Source organism: Azorhizobium oxalatiphilum, assembly GCF_014635325.1.
Taxonomy (GTDB): domain Bacteria; phylum Pseudomonadota; class Alphaproteobacteria; order Rhizobiales; family Xanthobacteraceae; genus Azorhizobium; species Azorhizobium oxalatiphilum.
In genome coordinates this window covers 26,181-44,852 of record NZ_BMCT01000004.1, presented here as the reverse complement: position 1 = coordinate 44,852, position 18,672 = coordinate 26,181, and the positions used below count along the sequence as shown (strand labels likewise).

General features: G+C 63.2%; 13 protein-coding genes and 1 pseudogene. 5 read left to right on the top strand and 9 right to left on the bottom strand.

Annotated features, from left to right (window positions below):
- Window positions 1–194: 194 nt before the first annotated feature.
- From IEW24_RS14645 to IEW24_RS14635, 3 genes are all read left to right on the top strand, one after another.
- A complete protein-coding gene (locus IEW24_RS14645) occupies window positions 195–1,244 on the top strand; it encodes an alpha/beta fold hydrolase (RefSeq protein WP_188579873.1) in 1,050 nt (349 codons plus the stop codon).
- Between the two features lie 11 nt (window positions 1,245–1,255).
- On the top strand, window positions 1,256–1,768 hold the full coding sequence (locus IEW24_RS14640; RefSeq protein WP_188579871.1) for a cytochrome P460 family protein: 513 nt from the start codon (window positions 1,256–1,258) through the stop codon (window positions 1,766–1,768).
- Between the two features lie 87 nt (window positions 1,769–1,855).
- Entirely contained in the window at window positions 1,856–2,704 is an 849-nt protein-coding gene (locus tag IEW24_RS14635) for an oxidoreductase (protein ID WP_188579869.1), read from the top strand.
- Window positions 2,705–3,168: 464 nt separating this feature from the next.
- On the opposite strand, the gene IEW24_RS14625 is transcribed toward IEW24_RS14635, so the two are convergent.
- Window positions 3,169–4,962 (bottom strand): autotransporter family protein, encoded by a 1,794-nt coding sequence (locus tag IEW24_RS14625; RefSeq protein ID WP_244644421.1) that lies wholly within the window; start codon window positions 4,960–4,962, stop codon window positions 3,169–3,171.
- Window positions 4,963–4,982: 20 nt separating this feature from the next.
- On the opposite strand from IEW24_RS14625, the pseudogene IEW24_RS14620 reads away from it, so the two are divergent.
- Window positions 4,983–5,927 (top strand): annotated as a pseudogene (locus IEW24_RS14620) (alpha/beta hydrolase); the annotation flags it as partial.
- A gap of 564 nt (window positions 5,928–6,491) precedes the next feature.
- Here the strand turns inward: IEW24_RS14620 and IEW24_RS14615 are convergent.
- Window positions 6,492–7,970 carry an MFS transporter gene (locus tag IEW24_RS14615; protein ID WP_188579866.1) on the bottom strand — a complete coding sequence of 493 codons (1,479 nt, stop codon included), beginning with the start codon at window positions 7,968–7,970 and terminating at the stop codon, window positions 6,492–6,494.
- Between the two features lie 89 nt (window positions 7,971–8,059).
- Here IEW24_RS14615 and IEW24_RS14610 point away from each other — a divergent pair, with 89 nt between their 5' ends.
- Window positions 8,060–8,599: a TetR/AcrR family transcriptional regulator gene (locus IEW24_RS14610; RefSeq protein ID WP_188579864.1), complete on the top strand. Its 540-nt coding sequence runs from the start codon at window positions 8,060–8,062 to the stop codon at window positions 8,597–8,599.
- 80 nt (window positions 8,600–8,679) lie between these two features.
- On the opposite strand, the gene IEW24_RS14605 is transcribed toward IEW24_RS14610, so the two are convergent.
- The 7 genes from IEW24_RS14605 to IEW24_RS14575 form a co-directional block, all read right to left on the bottom strand.
- Window positions 8,680–11,952, bottom strand: a complete 3,273-nt coding sequence (locus tag IEW24_RS14605) for an error-prone DNA polymerase (protein WP_188579862.1) — start codon at window positions 11,950–11,952, stop codon at window positions 8,680–8,682.
- Window positions 11,949–13,472, bottom strand: coding sequence for a Y-family DNA polymerase (locus IEW24_RS14600; RefSeq protein WP_188579860.1), 1,524 nt, complete (start codon window positions 13,470–13,472; stop codon window positions 11,949–11,951). The genes IEW24_RS14605 and IEW24_RS14600 overlap by 4 nt, the downstream gene beginning before the upstream one ends.
- Complete coding sequence (locus IEW24_RS14595; RefSeq protein WP_188579857.1) at window positions 13,387–14,187, bottom strand: ImuA family protein; 801 nt, start codon at window positions 14,185–14,187, stop codon at window positions 13,387–13,389. The genes IEW24_RS14600 and IEW24_RS14595 overlap by 86 nt, the downstream gene beginning before the upstream one ends.
- A gap of 393 nt (window positions 14,188–14,580) precedes the next feature.
- Window positions 14,581–16,059: a phospholipase D-like domain-containing protein gene (locus IEW24_RS14590; RefSeq protein ID WP_188579856.1), complete on the bottom strand. Its 1,479-nt coding sequence runs from the start codon at window positions 16,057–16,059 to the stop codon at window positions 14,581–14,583.
- A 451-nt stretch (window positions 16,060–16,510) separates the two neighbouring features.
- Window positions 16,511–17,167 (bottom strand): ion channel, encoded by a 657-nt coding sequence (locus tag IEW24_RS14585; protein ID WP_210324222.1) that lies wholly within the window; start codon window positions 17,165–17,167, stop codon window positions 16,511–16,513.
- 91 nt (window positions 17,168–17,258) lie between these two features.
- Window positions 17,259–18,230: a DUF808 domain-containing protein gene (locus tag IEW24_RS14580; protein ID WP_188579854.1), complete on the bottom strand. Its 972-nt coding sequence runs from the start codon at window positions 18,228–18,230 to the stop codon at window positions 17,259–17,261.
- A 33-nt stretch (window positions 18,231–18,263) separates the two neighbouring features.
- Window positions 18,264–18,548, bottom strand: coding sequence for a hypothetical protein (locus IEW24_RS14575; protein WP_188579852.1), 285 nt, complete (start codon window positions 18,546–18,548; stop codon window positions 18,264–18,266).
- Window positions 18,549–18,672 lie beyond the last annotated feature (124 nt).

The following is an 18,672-nucleotide window of genomic DNA, read 5'->3' as shown; positions in this document are numbered from 1 at the left end:
CATCGGACACCAAAGCGCACCGGCATCGGGTGTGGGTGGCCGCCGTGCACCCCGGCAAGATGCGAGCTCGGCCGTATCGCACTGTATCCCCCGTGCCGACCGATACATGGGCTTTCAACACGAGCCCGTTTCCAAATCATGCGGATACAGAGGCCGGCCAATCTCGCACATCATCAGCAGTCGGGAAGAGACCTATGTCTGACGACGTCAATCCGCAGCGCCGCACCCTCCTCGGCATGGCCGCCCTCGGCCTCGCCGCCGGCCCCCTGTCCCTCACCACCGCCACCGCACAGGCCGCCACGTCGGCATCCGTTGCGCCGTCCACCCAAGGCCGGGGCACACACACCGCCTTTGCGCCGCTCAAGACCGTGCGGGCGGGTTCCCTGAACGTGGGCTATGCCGAGGCCGGCCCCGCCGATGGGCCCGCCGTATTGTTGCTGCACGGCTGGCCCTACGACATCTACAGCTATGTGGACGTGGCACCGCAGCTCGCCGCGTCAGGCTATCGCGTGCTTGTGCCCTATCTGCGGGGCTACGGCACCACACGCTTCCTCTCCGAGGAGACGGCGCGCAACGGCCAGCAGGCCGCGATCGCCGTGGACGCCATGGACTTCCTCGATGCCCTGAAGGTGGAGACCGCCATTCTCGGCGGCTTCGACTGGGGTGCGCGCACGGTCAACATCATGGCCGCCCTCTGGCCGCAGCGCTTCAGGGGCATGGTCTCGGTGAGCGGATATCTGATCGGCAGCCAGGAACAGAACCGCAAGCCCCTGCCGCCCAAGGCCGAGCTGCAATGGTGGTATCAGTATTATTTCGCCACCGCCCGCGGCGAGGCCGGCTATCGCCAGTATACGCGTGATTTCGCACGGCTGATCTGGGAACAGGCTTCGCCCAGATGGGCGTTCGACGACGCCACCTTCGACCGCTCGGCCACCGCCTTCCAGAACCCGGACCACGTGGCCATCAGCATCGACAACTACCGCTGGCGCCTCGGCCTCGCGCCCGGCGAGGCGAAGTACAACGACATCGAGGCCAAGCTCGCCGCCTTTCCCGACATCGCCGTGCCCACCATCACCATGGAGGGCGATGCGAACGGCGCGCCCCATCCGGACCCGTCGGCCTATGCGAAGAAGTTCACGGGCAAGTATCAGTTCCGCCTGGTCACAGGCGGCATTGGTCACAACCTGCCGCAGGAGGCGCCGCAGCCTTTTGCGCAGGCGATCATCGACGTGACCAAGCTCTGAGAGGCGCAGCCATGAACAGGCAGTTCTTCGCGCTCGGCTGCGCGGCGGCCGTTCTGGCGTCCGCCGCCGCCATCACCTTCGCCGGCGCACAGGAGGCGCCGGCGGCGGATGCCTCGCCCATCTATGGCGTCACCATCCCGGAGGGATACCGCAAGTGGGAGCTGGTGGCTCCCGCGATCGAGGCCGCGCCGCTCAACGAGTTGCGCGCCGTGCTCGGCAACCAGATCGCCGTCGATGCCTATCGGGCCGGCACGCAGCCTTTCCCCGATGGCACTGTTCTGGTGAAGCTGGCGTGGAAGCAGACGCCGTCCACCGAGTTCGCGCCGGCCACCGTGCCCGGCGCGGCCACCACCGTGCAGGTGATGGTGAAGGACCAGAAGAAATATGCCGCCACCGGCGGCTGGGGCTTCGGTCGCTTCATCGACGGCAAGCCGGTGGATGCGGCCCAGCACGAAACCTGCTGGACCTGCCATGAGGCGAGAGCGAAGGCGCAGGATTACGTCTTCACCCGCTTCGCGCCCTGAAACCGGACCACGGCCCTGCTGCCCGGCAGGGCCGTGGCCAACGTTCTCGCTCTCCCCCGGCGGTCCCATCCAAGGAGACATCCCGCCATGTCGAAAGTCTGGTTCATCACCGGCAGTACGCGCGGCCTCGGCCGTGCCCTCGTGGAGGCCGCCCTGCGCGCGGGCCACCGCGTAGCCGCGACCGCCCGCAATCCCGATGGCCTGCGAGATCTCGTCGCGACCTATGGGCCAGCCATCCTGCCGTTCCCGCTGGACATCACCGACGCGGATGCCGCGCAGGCGGCGCTCGCAGCGACCGTGACCACCTTCGGGAGGATCGACGTGGTCGTCAACAATGCGGGCTACGGCAACATCGGATCCGTGGAGGATACGACGTTGGCGGAGTTCCGGCGGCAGATCGAGACCAATCTGTTCGGGACCATCATCGTCACCAAGGCTGCCATTCCCTTTCTTCGCAGCCGAAGGTCCGGCCATATCATCCAGGTCTCATCGGTGGGGGGCCGCGTCGGCGCGCCTGGGCGCGCGCCCTATTCCGCTGCCAAGTGGGGGGTGGAGGGCTTCTCCGAGGTGCTGGCGCGGGAGATGGCGCTGATCGGCGTCGCAGTCACCATTCTGGAACCCGGAGGCTTTCGGACCGACTTTGCCGGGGCTTCCACAATCCTCGATGCGGGACGCCCCGAATATGATTCCGTGGTGGGCGCTGCGGCGCGGATGCAGCAGGCCTACGACGGCAGGCAGCCGGGCGATCCGGCCCGCGCAGCCGCCGCCATCCTGACACTGGCAGAGATGCCGGAGCCGCCGCTGCGGCTGGCGCTGGGCAGCGATGCCTTCCATGCCATTCTCACGGCAGAGCAGGCGCGCCATGAGGACATGCTGCGCTGGGAGGACCTCAGCCTGTCCACGGACTTTCCACAGAACGGCCCGGAGAAGTCGTGAGCGCCGCAGATCTCGGGCTGGGACTTGCACAGGTGCCGCGCTTCCATATTGAGCATGATCTCGCCAACGGCCCGTTGGTCAATTGCTCAATGAGACTCCCCCCGCCATCGGCCAGGTCTCGTTGCTCTACCCGCGAAGCTGCCAGCTATCGCCCCGGGTCCGCGTCTTTCTCGATTGGGCGGCCGGCGAGTTCGAGAAGCGCACCCGGGGGACCAGCAGCGGGTCCGGATAAGATCGCGGCTCTCCCTCAGAGTCCCACAGTTCTCGCATTTGAGCTTCGGGCAGATGCCATGAAGCGCTTCCCGGAACGCATCGGCAGGTGCAAAAAACGTGAAGGAACGCGATGCATAGCGGCGAGGAGTTGACCCACTACGGGCGCTAAACGCTATCGCCGGAGCCTAACCCAGAGCCAAACAAAGCCCCGCGCGGCGTGAGCCGGCGGGGCTTTCTTGTCGGAGGACCGCTCAGAACTTCAGCGAAAACTGCGCGGAGAAGGCGTTCTGAGAGGCGGACGAGGCGATCTGGCCGGTGTAGTTCACCGCCAGCGAGGCCATGTCCGAGAGGGCGTAGGACAAGCCCGCACCCAGCAGCAGCCCGTCCTGAGCGATGGGAGCGCCGGAGATCTGGAACGGCGTCACACCACCCTGGAAGCGCATGGCCGCCGTCGGCGCCACATCGCCGAACGCATGCTGCCAACCCACGGTCACGCTCGGGCTGAGGGTGTATCCCATCACCTGGACGGAAGTGGCCGCCCGCAGGCCCAGCGTGGTGTAGAAGGTGTCGAACGAGGCCATGTCGACGTTCAACCCGGTGAAGCTGCCGGGCAAGCGGCTGGTCTCGCTGAAGCTTGCCCCGTTCGTGGCCACGTAGGCCGCGCCCACGAACGGCTCGAAGGCATAAGCGCCCACGGTCACATCGTAGCCGAGCTCGCCGAACACCTGCGTGGTGCCGGTATCGTAGCCCGCGCTCAGCGTCTGGTAGACGCCGGGGAAGGCCACCGTGCGATCCACCGAGACGTCGTGCCACGTGTAGGAGAGACCGCCGCGAACCGCCAAGGCACCGAACTGCGCGGCGCCATAGAGGCCGACGTCGTAATTGTCCATGGAGCCGGAGGAGGACCGGGCGTCCACGTCGAACTGCGACTGGCTGTAGCCGCCGAACACACCCATCCGGGCGTTCGGCAGCACCGCCACGTCGGCACCGATCAGGAAGCCGCCGATGGAGTTGGAGATGGAGGCGGCATTGCCGTCGCCGAAGGTGTTGCCCCATCCGCCGTAGCCCTGGGCCCAGAGAGTCGGCGTGAGGCTGGCGGAAAGCTGCGCGGTGGCGCCTCGCCCGGCCGGGGCCAGGGATTCGGCGCCCGGCGCCGTCACCGACTGGCGCAGGCGGGTGGTGACGGCATCACGCAGATAGGACGACTGCTGCTGGATCACGCTCGCGGTCGAGGGATAGATCTCGCCCGAGATCGCGTTGAACGCGACCGGCACCCCGGAGACCGGCAGGGTGACGATGGCATCGAACAGCGGATTTCCGAGGCCCAGCGCCTGCGCCGCATTGGCCGAGGCCAGGGTATTGGCCGAGGTGGCATAGGCCGCGAAGCGCGGGCTGCTGGTCCCGCCCCCGCTGCCGCCACCACCGCCCGTGCTGCTGCCGTCGTCATAGACCAGGGTCAGATAGACGTTCTGGCTGTCGTAGGTCAGCGTCGGGGTCAGGAAGGCGAAGTCGGACGTGACGCCGCCGAACGTGCCGGTACGGCCATTGGCGAGCGTGGTGGTGACGATCGCATACTGGCTGTTCACCGCATAGACGCCGGGAACCGCCACAACCTGCACATTGGCGCCGCTGCTGAGCGTCACGGCCCCGGTGGCGATGATGAGGTCGTGCTCACCGGCTGGGGTCACGTCCACCCGATAGACGGAGCCACTGTTGAAGGTGACAGGACCGCTCACGCTGATGGTGCCCGGCGAGTTCCCGGGCGCGGCCACGCCGCCATTATTGACCACCAGGCCCCCGATTGTGCCGTTGCCGGAGATGACGCCGCCATCGTTCACAGTGACCGGGGAGGTGCTGACCGAGCCCTCCTCGAGGTGCATCGTGGCGTCGTTGACGCTGATCGGCCCCGTATAGGCGTCGGGGCTGGAGAACCGCACCGTGCCGGAGCCGGTGAAGATCACCTGCCCGTCGCCGCTGATGGTGCCGGGGAAGAAGTAGGTGTCGGACCGGTTGAAGGCGAGCGTGCCGTTGAGATTGACCAGCACGTCGCTGGTGATCGAACCCGTCGTGGGACAAGACTTTTCCGAAGAGCACCAATGTCGACCACCAGAAGGTCGAGTTCAGCAACCGCTACGGCATCACGCTTTCAGCGGACCTGTATCAGCCGCGCAACGCCACGAGCGGCCGCCAGCCGGCCATCGTGGTCAGCGGCCCATTCGGTGCCGTCAAGGAACAGTCGTCCGGCCTCCATGCGCAGGAGATGGCCGAACGCGGCTTCGTGACATTGGCGTTCGACCCCTCCTTCACGGGCGAAAGCGGCGGCCAGCCCCGCAACGTCGCCTCGCCGGACATCAACACCGAAGACTTCAGCGCAGCAGTCGACTATCTCGGCCTGCACCCGTCCGTTGATCGCGAGCGCATCGGCGTCATCGGGATCTGCGGCTGGGGAGGGATGGCTCTGAATGCTGTCGCCGTGGACAAACGCGTCAAGGCGGTCGTCGCCAGCACGATGTACGACATGACCCGGGTGATGTCGCGGGGCTATAACGACAGCGTCACTCCTGAACAACGCGCCAAGACGCTGGAACAGCTCAGCCGGCAGCGTTGGGACGATGCCGCCAAGGGCACCCCGGCCTATCAGCCGCCCTATAACAAGCTGCGCGGCGGCGAGCCCCAGTTCATGGTCGACTATCACGACTATTACAGCACGCCCCGCGGCTATCATGCGCGCGCGGTCAACTCCGGCAACTCCTGGACGCAGACCACGCCGCTGTCATTCATGAACATGCCGATCCTCTCCTACATCAAGGAGATTTCACCGCGTCCGGTTCTGTTCATTCACGGCGAGAAGGCTCACTCGCGCTATTTCAGCGAGACCGCCTATGCCGCTGCTGCGGAGCCGAAGGAACTGGTGATCATCCCAGGCGCCAGTCACGTGGATCTCTACGACAAGCTCGACGTCATCCCCTTCGATCGCCTGTCGAGCTTCTTCCAGGAGCATTTGGTGTGAGGCGCTCCATACCGGCAGGTGCCAAGGCGCTCCTGCCGGTCCGGCTGGCGCGGTAGCCCAGGTAAGCAGCCCGGTGATGGAAATCTTGCGCAAGGCCGATTTGGAGACAGTCGAGGGATCGCCCGAGACCTTCTCGTCCAGCGGCGGCGCAACCTATAGCCGCCCCTCTCGTCACCCAACCCTTGAGACCGGAGCAAGATGGTTCCCGCTGTCACCCTGAATACTGGAGCCCGGATGCCGATTGTCGGCCTCGGCGTCTTCCTCAATCCACCCGCTGAGACCGCGCAGGCGGTGTCTGTCGTGGAGGCCCGCCATCTTGAGCCTCGGCGGGCCGAAGCCCTCGCCGAGCGTATTTGGCCTGCATCCCTGGCGCGTACGATAGGGCAACAACGTCTGCAATGAGGAATTCGCGGTAGCCAGTCCGCTCCCGGCCCCGATCGGGCCGTTGCATTGGTGATGGGGATTTCCCGCAGGGATGATCGGCTGGGGGCAGACTGTCTGCATCAATGTTGACGAGGAGAAAGCCGACAAGCGCTGTTGTCCAGAAGATCGACCGGGTGCCCTCTACTGGCGGGCGTTTCTCATAACGAGCCACACCGTCATAGCCGAGCCGATCAACAGAGCAGAGCTTACAATAACCATCCACCAGAACGCGCCATCGAACGCGGTGCGAGAGGCGGCGATCACGCCCGCCGCGAGATCTATGGGCAACGTCTGGGCCGCCATTTGCGCTTCCTCGATGCTGTCCCAAGCCGTGCCCGGCAGGGCAACGCCCTCGGGTGGCGCGAACAATGCGGTATAGGCAGCCCCTGCAATACTCCCAAGGATAGCGACGCCCATCGCTCCGCCGAGCTCGTAGGAGACTTCCTCGATAGATGCAGCCATGCCCGCACGTTCCGGGGGGGCACTGTCCATGATCGTGGTAGATGCTGCTGATATCGAACCGCCGACACCAAATCCGAAAATGACCAAGCCGAAGATAAAGGGCGATGAGCTGGCCGAATAGGTCGCGGCCATCAACCCAACACCGGCGCCGGCAATGGCCAGGCTGCTTGCCAACGTCGCTCGCGTTCCGATGCGAGAAAGCAGAAGGCCTGCCAGCGGTCCGGCCAAGAAGGAAGCCGCTGCGATTGGAAGCATAAAGAGACCGGACTGGAGCGGCGTATAGCCCGCGACCAATTGCAGACGCTGAGCCATCAGCAGTTCCACGCCGACGAGCACGAAGCAGATCACCGTCGCCGTAACGACACCCGATGCGAAGCTATTGTTCCTGAAAAGGGTGAGATCGATAAGGGGAAAGGCGACCGTCTTTTGACGTCGGACGAAAAGGGATGAAGCGGCGATTGCGACTGCAAATGCGCAGACGGCCATCGTCATGGACGCATCGCGCTTTGCGATCTCTTTGATCGCGTAGGCGAACGCGACCAATGCGACCATTATTTGGATTGAACCGATGAAGTCCCAAGGTCTGTTGGAACGCTCCTCGGTTTCGTTAACAACGAGGAGGGTCATCACCAATGCAAGGGCGACGACGGGAACGTTGATCAGAAAGACCGAGCCCCACCAGAAATGCTCCAGCAGAAGGCCTCCCACCAACGGTCCGATTGCGGAGCCGCCAGACGCGACCGACGCCCATACGCCGATGGCCAAGGCCCGCTCGCGGTCATCAGTGTAGGTGATTTTGATGATCGAAAGGGTGGCCGGCATCATGGCAGCTGCGCCCACCGCCAGAATGGCCCGTGCGCCTATCAGGACTTCCGGAGAGCTCGAATAGGCCGCGGCCAATGATGCGGCGCCGAAGACCGTCAGCCCGATCAGAAACATCTTTCGATGACCCAGTCGATCTCCCAGCGTGCCAGCGCCAGGCAAAAGGCCGGCAACGACGAGGCCATAGGCATTGACCATCCAGAGCTTCTGCGAGTTGCTTGCGGAGAGCTCGTGGGTCAGCGTCGGCAGCGAAGTGAACAGGATCGTCATATCCATAACGATCAGAAACAGCGCACTGGACACAACCGCAAGCACGAGCCAGCGTTTTTGGGCCATCGGACCTTTTCCATATAGAGTTGGGCAAACGCCTTGTGGGCGGCGAGAGCTTGCCCATATAAATACATACGTATGGAATGAAAAGGGCCATGAGTCGCAAACGGACCATTGATCGAGATGCCGTGCTGAATGCCGCAGAACTCATTATTCAAAATGAGGGGCCGGCGGCACTGACGATCGATGCGGTCGCCAGGGCAGCAGGAATAACCAAAGGCGGCGTTCAATACTGCTTTGAAAACAAGGCAGGTTTGATTGCGGCTATGGTTTCGCGTTGGTGGGGAGAGTTTGACGCAGAAGTTGCAGAGATAACCGCCGATAACAGCGTCGCGGGAAGTATCAAGGCCCATGTGATTGCCACGCAAAACCTGGGGGCAGATGGCGAAGCCCGCCGTGCCTCCGCAATGATGGCCAGTTTGATGCAGGCCCCCGAGCAACTGGAAGCCAATCGCCAATGGTATCGCCAGCGGCTCGACAGGATCGACAGCGCGACCGAGGAGGGCAAGTCTCTACGATTGGCCTTTCTGGCTTGCGAAGGTTTATTCCTGCTGCGCAGTTTCAACTTCCTCGTCGTCTCGGAAGATGAGTGGGAGTCGATGTTTCAGGACGTCCTCAACCGTATGCTGCCCTGACTGCGATGGAACTGGCTGCTCGTGGATATGTCAGCTTTCGGCAAGCGACGCGACACCTGCCAATGACCGCAATGGGGCCGTCACCGGAAGTCCCGTGGCTTCACCTTCAGCACGTCGATGTGCAGGTCAGGGATATAGATGTCTCGTGTCCGCATGCCTTTAGGTGGCCCATCCCGCGGGTCAGACCCCGAACCGCCATTGCGGACCTGATCGCCTCGGCCGTGCGGAACCGGGAAGGCGCCATCACGCTCCCCGACTCGCGCCAGCTCTGGAGACAAGTCCTTCAGGCCGTGAGCCACGAGATGGACCACGTCGCCCTCGCGCTGGATGCGTCCGAGCACCGCCATCATCCCAGCTCCAAGGACCACCCGTCGGTGCGCCTCGAACGTTTTCGGCCAGACGACCAGGTTCGCGATGCCACTCTCGTCCTCCAAGGTGATGAACATGACGCCCTTCGCGGATCCCGGCCGCTGCCGCACCAACACGATGCCTGCGGCCTCAAGGCGACGGCCATCACGGGCGTCCATGGCTTCCCGGCAGGAAACGATCCGCCGTGACCGTAGCTCCTCGCGCAGAAAGGAAACGGGATGGGCGCGCAGCGTCAGCCCGGTGTGACCATAGTCCTCGACGACTTCGCTGCCCGCCGTCATGGGCCGGAGCGGGACGGTTGGTTCGTCCAGTTCAGGCAGGATGCGGGCTTCCCGCGCGGAGGCGGCCGCAAACAACGGCAAGGGCTCATCGCGAAGTCCCTTGATGGCCCATAGAGCCTCGCGCCGCGCCAGGCCCAATGCCGGACGGAAAGCATCGGCCTCTGCCATCTGCACGAGGGCGGCCGACGGGATGCCCGCCCGATGCCACAGCTCCTCCACGTCGTCATATGGCTGGTCGGCGCGCGCGGCGACGAGGGCAGCAGCATGAGCATTCGCCAGGCCCTTCACCATGCGCAGGCCCAATCGGACCGCGAAGCGACGATCGTCATCCGTTGGCTCGAGGGTGCAGTCCCACCTCGATGCGTTCACGCAGATCGGCCTGACATCAACCCCGTGCTCCCGTGCATCACGTACGATCTGGGCGGGCGCGTAGAAGCCCATCGGCTGCGCGTTGAGGAGAGCGGCGCAGAACACATCCGGATGCCAGCACTTCAGCCATGAGCTGGCATAGGCGATGAGCGCGAAGCTCGCCGCATGGCTCTCCGGGAAGCCGTAGCTCCCGAACCCTTCAAGCTGCTTGAAAGTCTGTTCGGCAAAGACAGGATCATACCCATTCGCGACCATGCCGTTGACGAGCTTGTCCCGGAAGGCCGAGACACCGCCGGTGAACTTGAAGGTCGCCATGCTCTTCCGCAGCAGGTCCGCCTCGCCCGCAGTGAAACCCGCGCAGACGATCGAGACCTTCATCGCCTGCTCCTGGAAGAGCGGCACTCCGAGCGTTTTACCGAGTACCTGCTCCAGCTCCGGCGTCGGGTAGCTGACGCGCTCCTTCCCCTCGCGGCGACGGAGATAGGGATGCACCATGTCGCCCTGGATCGGCCCGGGGCGGACGATGGCCACCTGCACGACGAGATCGTAGAAGGTTCTAGGCTTCAGGCGCGGCAGCATGCTCATCTGCGCCCGGCTTTCGATCTGGAAAGTGCCGAGCGTGTCCGCCTTGCGGATCATCGCGTAGGTCCGGGGATCTTCCGCGGGGATCGACGCGAGGTCGAGTTCGATGCCCTTGTGCTCCGCCAGCAAGTCGAAGCCGCGCTTCATGCAGGAGAGCATCCCGAGCGCGAGCACGTCGACCTTCATGAACTTCAGCGCGTCGATGTCGTCCTTGTCCCATTCGATGACCTGCCGATCCTCCATGGCGGCAGGTTCGATAGGAACCAATTCGTCCAGCCGGTCATGGGTCAAAACGAAGCCACCGGGATGCTGGGATAGATGCCGGGGTGCGCCCATAAGCTGGCGTGCAAGGTCGAGTGCCAACCGCAGACGGCGATCGGACAGGTTGAGGTTCAGGCTTTCAACGTGCTTGTCCTCAACCCCGTCCTCGGACCATCCCCACACCTGCCCGGAGAGCGTCTTGATGAGGTCCTCGCTCAGGCCCAATGCCTTGCCGACATCCCGCAAGGCGCCCTTCGTGCGATAGCGGATCACGGTCGAGCACAACGCCGCCCGGTCCCGTCCGTAGGTCTCGAAGATCCACTGCATGACGATCTCGCGCCGCTCATTCTCGAAGTCGACGTCGATGTCCGGTGGCTCGTGACGCTCTTCGCTCACGAAACGTTCGAACAGGAGATCGTTTCGGCCGGGATCGATGGACGTGATCCCGAGCACGAAGCAGACGGCACTGTTGGCTGCCGATCCGCGGCCCTGGCACAGAATATCCCTGGAGCGGGCGAACCGAACGATGGAGTGAACGGTCAGGAAGTACGGGGCGTACTTCAGTTTCGCGATGAGGCCCAGCTCATGCCTCAGTGCGCCTTGGACGCTATCTGGGACGCCTTCCGGGTAGCGACCTTCAGCTCCTTCCCAGGTCAGCCTCTCGAGGGTCTGCTGGGGCGTCAGTGAAGGGTCGTCCCGCTCCTCCGGGTATTGGTAGGCGAGCTCATCGAGATTGAAACGGCAGCGGTCGGCGATCTCGATGGTGCGCGCCAGCGCCTCGGGATATCGCCCGAACAGGCGATGCATTTCCGCTGGTGCTTTCAGGAAGCGGTCGGCGTGGCGTTCACGGCGAAAACCTAGGCTATCGATGGTGACGCCATGTCGGATGCAGGTGACCACGTCCTGGAGTTGGCGACGATCTGGCGTATGGAACAGGACATCGTTGGTGACGACCGCCGGCACTCGCATGCGATGCGCGAGCTGGCTCAGGTCATGAAGCCGAAGTTGGTCATTCGGTCGCCGCCGCAATGTGAGCGCGACATAGGCCCGATCACCGAAGGCATCTCGAAGCCTTCGAAGTCGAACACCGCATGCCTCATCCGCATCATCGGGAACGAGGATGCCGATCATCCCTTCGCAATAGGCGACCACATCCGACCATTCGAGAAGGCACTTGGCTTTGCCTGCCCGCCGCTTGCCCAGCGACAGCAGGCGGCATAGCCGGGCATAGGCCGGGCGATCGGTGGGATAGACCAGCACCGACATCCCATCGTTCAAATCGAGACGGCAGCCGACAATGAGACGAACGCCTGTCGTCTTCGCCGCCTCATGGGCCCTGACAATTCCTGCGACCGAATTCCGATCGACCACCGCAAGCGCCGCGATGCCGAGAAGCGCCGCCGCCGCGAACAGCTCCTCGCAGGAAGACGCTCCACGCAGAAAGCTGAAGTGCGATGTGACCTGAAGCTCGGCATAGCGCGGCCCGCTCATCCGAAGAGCCCGTGCAGGTACCAGCGGTGGGACCCGGTCTCCGGGGCCTGGCCATCTCCGGCCCGGAAGAGCCAGAACCTCTCCCCGGCATCGTTCTCGACCCGGAAGTAGTCGCGGACTGCGTGCATCTCACGGTCGCCCAACCACCATTCCCCGAAGACTCGTTCGGGGCCGTCACCACGCCGCACACGATGACGGACGCCGCGCCATGAGAACCAGGCGGGCGGATGGTCGGGCAGCAGCGCCATGGTTTCGATCAGCTCTGGTCGAGCCAGAAGTCTAGAAGGACGTGGCCAGCAGTCCGGCCAGGACGCGCCCGTGTCCGGCGCCATAGGAGCGATGCGCATTACCGACCGCTCCGGGACATCACTCGCAACGGGAGCCTGGCGGAAAAGCCTCTGCTCCCCGACGGTGTTCGCCAACACGTCGACCAGGTCTGAGATGTCCGGGGTAGCCTCATCGATGAGGCTGGTGACGGCCTGTCGTTCACCCAGAGGCTCTGCCAGCGTCGCTGCCAGTTCCAGGCACTCGATGCCGAAGCCCGGCTCGATGGTTTCGACCTTGTCGGTGAGGAGCCGGGTCAGCCTCTTGGGATCGCGGACGGGCAAAGCCGTGCCGACGCGGATCGCCTGCAAGGTGTTGTCGACACGGTGACAAAGCAGGTCGAGGCGCTTCGCTCCCAGGCCATGCTCGGTGAGGCCTTCGCATAAGGCGATGACGAGCTTGCCGAGATACCGGGAGATGGTCTCCGGCGCACCTATGGGCTCGGCGAATGCACGCCGCACGCGGACGATCTCATCGGGCCTGATAGGGTCGATGGGTTCGGCCAGCAGCCCAAGCGCTTGGTCCAGCCGTCGGCCGAGTTCTGGACCGAAGCGCAGGGTCAGTGGAGCCCGCGGCACCTCAAGGAGGTCAGCGACCCTCGAGAAGCCGAGCACGTGCAAGCCGGAAACGAGGTCGATCGGCAAGCGGAGCGAGACGATGGGCAGGGCGTCCATGGCCGCCCTCGCATCACCTCGTAGGATGTTGGATGTGCTTCGCCCGCTGAACCGGGCGATCGCGTGCGCAGCTCCCCAGGTATCTGCCACTGCCGCCTTTGCAGAAGCCCCAGAGGCCGCAAGCCGTTGGACCATGGAGGTCAGCATTACATTTTCACCGCCATGCAAGTGGTCGGCACCTGATGTGTCCAGCACGATCCCATCAGGTGGATCGGCGGCAACGATCGGTGCGTAGCGCTGCATCATCCAGAGCGCGATCCGGTCGAGGGCTGCCGCATCCGCGACCTCATCGTGCTCCTCCACGATCAGTCCAGGCACCAAAACCCGGGCGGTGGTCGCAGGCATCCCAACTCGCAGACCGTTCGCGTGTGCAGCGGCATCTGCCGCCGTCACTACTTGCTTCTGACCATGCCGTCCTATCAGCACGAGTGGAGTGTCAGCCGATGGCGCTGATGATCCTGCCTTCCGGCGCCACCTGTCGGTGGGCCAGGTCGGAAGACAGATGGAGACGGCCCTCGGCATCACACGCGTCCAGTTCGAAATCTGCACTCTCGCCCGCTCGGCAGCGGAGCAGCTCTACAAGCCATCGGTGCCGTCCCACGCCAGGGACTGGCAGTGGAACGGATGGCAAAACGGAAACCCGCCAGCGGGTCATGGCGGCCGTGGGCTGCCCAAAGTCGGCGGCATCCGCAGGTCGCCGCCAGCGGCGGAGAGCGATGCCGATGGTGCCGGTTTCCTCGGCGCGTAATTGTAGGCGACGGGAAGCGGTCATCGACAATCGGGCCACCTCGCCCACCACGGCTCCGAGGCCGCCATGCCGAAGCCCTTCCTCGAGGCAGGTCAGGATGGCGCTATCGTCACCCGCCTCAACGTAAATCACCCGGTCCGGTGCCAGGCCCGCCTGCGCCAGTGCAGGAGCGAACAGGTCCGCTCGGGTAATGCACCACAGGACCTGACCACGCGTACGTGCGGCGATCCCTGCCACGAATAAAGCGGCAGCAGCACCGTCGACGGCTCCATTGCCGCCGCCGGCCACCTCATGAAGCGCGCCCATTGCCAAGCCACCGCCAGGCAGCTTTGCATCCATCGCCGGAACGCCGAAGGGCAAGACCTTCCTGATCCGGCGGCGCACACCCTCGATGCTCTCAATCCGTTCCCGCAGGGCTTCAACGACGGCGTCACGACCTTTGCCGCCAGCCGTTGCGAAGGCGCCTGCGCCTTCAATGTTGGAACCCATCGGACGCGTCAGCGCGTAGGGCGATCTCTGTCAGGAAATGCTGCTCCCACTCCAACCACATGGCTTCCCGCTGTTTGATCCCGCCCAAGGCCGTGGACGAGCTTGAGGGCTGCCGTTCCTGGAGCTGAGGGGCGGTCGCGAAAGAGGACAAAGCGGTCTCGTCCGCGCGAAAACTGTCGCTCGGCATGGCGTTCTCCGGGGCTGATCGGCCTTATGGATCCCATGAGAACAAAAAGAGAACAAGAAGAATCTGACGAGCACACACAAGGGCTGTGTTTACCGGGGATGAGATCGAGCCAGCTTCGGCTACCGCGAGTTATCGACGGTCAAGCCCAGCGCGACACGACGGGAACGGAAGCCTGTGTTGCCAGGCCTAAAATCAGCTCCGCAGCATCAGTTGCTTCTGCCGATCGCCCGTTTGAGCTTTCGGAAAAGGCCGCGTTTGGCAAACGGCTCGAACATCTCCTCCGGCCCCTCAGGGTCCAGCACCTCGTTATCGGCAAGCCACTTTTCCGTATCGGAGAGATTTGGAGGCTTGTACGCGCGAAGTGAACGACCCTCGCCCCGCAGCGCTTCAATTGCTGCGATTAGTGACCCACGTCGGCTGATCTCAGCCGATATGACTTCGCTCGATACCCCTAAATGCTCCGCCAGGAGGAAGTCGCGTATCGATCTGATTGCGCACGACGCTTGTTCGTCCCCGATAAGATCCACGTCCACGCTGACATCGCATTCCGTGTCGAGCCGCATGGACCTGTTGTTCATATTGGAGGAACCAACCCGCAATATGCGATCGTCGACGACGAGGACTTTGGCATGGACATAGATTGCCTCGCCGCCGTCGTTGAACGGGTGATAAATCCGGAAGCGCCTCCCTCGATCACGTTGAAGCAACGCCTCGAAAAGCCTAGCCCGCGCGGTGTCCATGGCGATGGGCTCTAGCCAGCCCTGAGCGGACACAGGATTGACGATTACAATCTCCGGCCCATCGGACTCATTCAGCCGTCGAGCAATTGCCTCCGCGATACGCCGGGAGGCGAAGTACTGGCTCTCGGCATAAATAAAGCGTTTGGCCCGGGCAATCTGGTCAAGATAGAGAGTCTCAATCTCCCGCACTGAAGAGCGCTCGTCCATCTCGGGGGCAGAACGGGAAACAGCACACGGCACATTCTTGAAGTGCGTCCACAAGCAGTCTGGCCACCAGGCTTCAAGTCCTTCTAGCGGCACCAAATCAGGCTTCCCGCCAGCCACTCGCCAACGATCCCGGCATATCTCCGCAATGGCTTTCGTAATCGGACCTGTGATAGCGGTCGTCGCGTCGTGCCACGGCATGTAACGGCGGCGGGTGAACGGGCGGCGTCGCCGCTCGTCCTGGAAACGGTGCTCGGACGTATCCCATCGATCACCCGTCATATCGATGCCCCCGCAGAACGCGAGGCAGTCATCGATCACCACGATCTTCTGGTGATGCGACGAACCAGTCGGATGGGCATGATCCAGTTTTGTGTGGATGCGGGGATGAGCCATCCATTTCAGCAAGGTGAATGCAGTCGTTCCCCGCATCAGAGTGGAGAAAGCCCCCATTCCCCAACGCAGCAGAAAAATTTCCAGCTCAGGATTGCGTTCGACCAGCCAGTATATGAAGGCTCCGAGCTTGTCCGGCCCACCGTCTTCCCGTCCGCCGCCCACCCTGATGCGTGCATCGAAGTCCCAGCCCACCAACGTGATGCGCCGCTTGGCTTTGACCATGGCCGCCCTTGCGATGCGAAAGTAGTCATCTGCATCCACGATCACCGAAAGCTGGTCGGCTGTATCGATGCGGAAGCAGTTTCGACCTGGCTCAGGCAGATGGAGAAGCGAGCTATCGTTCATTCTTTCCCTTGGCCAGCCTTGATCTCTACGCGCTTGCGGTTGCGCTTTTCGGACAGCTTCCTCGCGGCGCGAGAGACAAACGACGGCTCCGATCAATAGTTCCGTTCTAGCTTCTAAGCGGGCATGGCTGGGGCGGCTCTGACGTGTCAGGTAGTCCTGCTACATCAGCTCTGATTGGAGGAAAACATTGGTCTGAGCCCCCATTCGGAGCCTTCCGGATGGGTGGGGCGCCGTGTCTGAAGGCAACCGTTGGCATGATGCTTCGCGCGTACACGCGCGCGCTTCACCTAATGACCAGCACGAGAGCTGCCTACGCCCGCCAGGAGTGATGATCACTCGCTGCCTTCATCCGGGATGCAAAGGATGGACCCACACGCCTTGCAATGCACCGCATCCTGATCATGAAGCGAGAGCCCGCACTTTGGACAGGGGAAGCGAACTTTTCGTGGCCTCACCACTGCCTGGCCCAACCGAGGGAGAGGGTAATCCCTGCGAGCATAATCGCGATTGAGATCAACCTTCCGGCCGTACCGGGCAATGTCACGTCACCGTATCCAGTGGTCGTCAGGCTCGTCACAGTGAAGTACAGGGCATCCACGTAGCCGTGCACGCCTGAACTCCCCAGGAAGACCACATAGACGAGGCCTGTCACGAGGAAGACGAACGTGAGCAGGGTCGCCGCAGCCTTCGATACGTCCTCGATGTACGTGTCGTCCCATTCTCCGCCGCCGATGGTCTGCCAGAAGATGTCGGAGTGCACCAGCGTCCAAATTTTCAAGGCGCGCAGGAAGCCGAAATTGCCCAGATAGTATGGAAATATGAGTGTCAGGAGGATGAGCCCATCCAGCCAGACAAGCGGACTTCTGACCACCGCTGTGAGGCTTCCCAAGCTCGTGATGCGGGCAATCATATCGAACGCGAGAACGACGGCGACGACGACATCGATCACAAGGAAAGTTGCGGAGCCCCGGATCACCAGAGCCGCAATGAAAAACATGATCGCGACAGCGAGCAGGACGTGCCAGAAGCGGAAGCGTGCCGAGCGCGCGCTGTCACCGTAATACAGCTCCCGCAACCGTGCGACGGGACGCGCCGAGAGACCAAGCATTGCGTCACACGCTCCCGAAAACCCGCCCGTGAAGCAGTTTGGCATGGGCACAAGCCCATGCCCCAGCTCCAGGTTCCCGCAATACCTTCTCTCATTGCCTCCGTAAAATCTTGAGGGTCGGAACGACGACCATCCCCACCAGGGCCATGATCACCGCACCGAGAGCAAGACCCGCAAGGCCGGATCCCACGGCTCCGATGATCCACTCTACTGCGCTCCCGATGCCTGGAAGCCGATCGGCGGCGGAAACGGAAATGGCATGGATCGTGTGCGCCGGCTCCCGAAGGCCGAACGTCTCCAGGCCATGCACGATAATGCCGCCTCCCACCCAGATCATTGCGGCCGTGCCCACGATCGATAGGATCTTGAGTAGCATCGGCATGCCGATGACCATCGCTCGCCCTATCCTCCGTATCAGGCTGCCGGAGATGCCGCCCAGGGCATTTTTCGCCATGGCGAGCCCCACATCGTCAGCTTTGACGATCAACGCCACTCCGCCATAGACGAGACCCGTGATGCCCACTCCGACCACGGCGAGAATGAAGGCCTGCGCCCATAGGCTGCCGGTAGGAACGGAAGCCAGTGTGATGGCCATGATCTCGCCCGACAGGATCAGGTCGGTCTTGATCGCGCTGGCGACCTTCTGGTCTTCTAGGACGTTCGCGTCGACAGGCGCAGGGTCCGTTTCCTGGGCATGGCGTCCTTCCGGTAAGAGGGCACTGTGGATCTTCTCGACGCCCTCATAGGACAGATAGGCCCCGCCCAGCATCAACAGCGGCGTGATCGCCCACGGGGCAAAAGTGCTCAGCGCCAGCGCTGCGGGCAGCAGGAAGACAAGCTTGTTCCTGACCGACCCGAGGGCGATCTTGCCGACGATCGGCAATTCGCGGTCCGGCGAAAACCCCATCACATAACGCGGGGTGACGGCCGCATCGTCGATCACGACACCCGCAGCCTTCGCGCCAGCCCGGCCAGCCTGTGCCGCCACATCATCCAGTGAAGCCGCAGCGACCTTCGCGAGGGCAGCGACATCGTCAAGCAGCCCTATCAATCCGATACTCAAGTCATCTTCCTTACTGCGGGGGCTTCGGCGCGGTCATCGCTTCGCTTCACCGACCAGTGCGGTGATCTGCGAGAACGACAATTGCTCAGGTGCAGCGTTGGTGGCGGCCAGCAGAAAGCGGATCGGAAACTTCACCGCGTCCATATGAGCGGAACGGAGTTCCGGACTGTCCGCCAGCCGATCCTCCAAGTTGGCTTCTGCCGCATGGAGGGCATCAAGAATTTCCTGTTCGTTCAGCAAGCCTTTGCGACGCAGCAGTTCCAGAATGGACGAGGTGGCCACCAAAAGGCCCTCCAATTGCAGGTTGGCTGTGTTCATCTTGTCCTCCTGCGAACTCAAACCGCGCATCCCTCCTGCCGTTCCCGACCGCGATCCGGTCACTTGATCCTCGCGAACCAGCGCGGGTCTCCAGACGTTCACCGAACGGGGAACACGTCTGGAT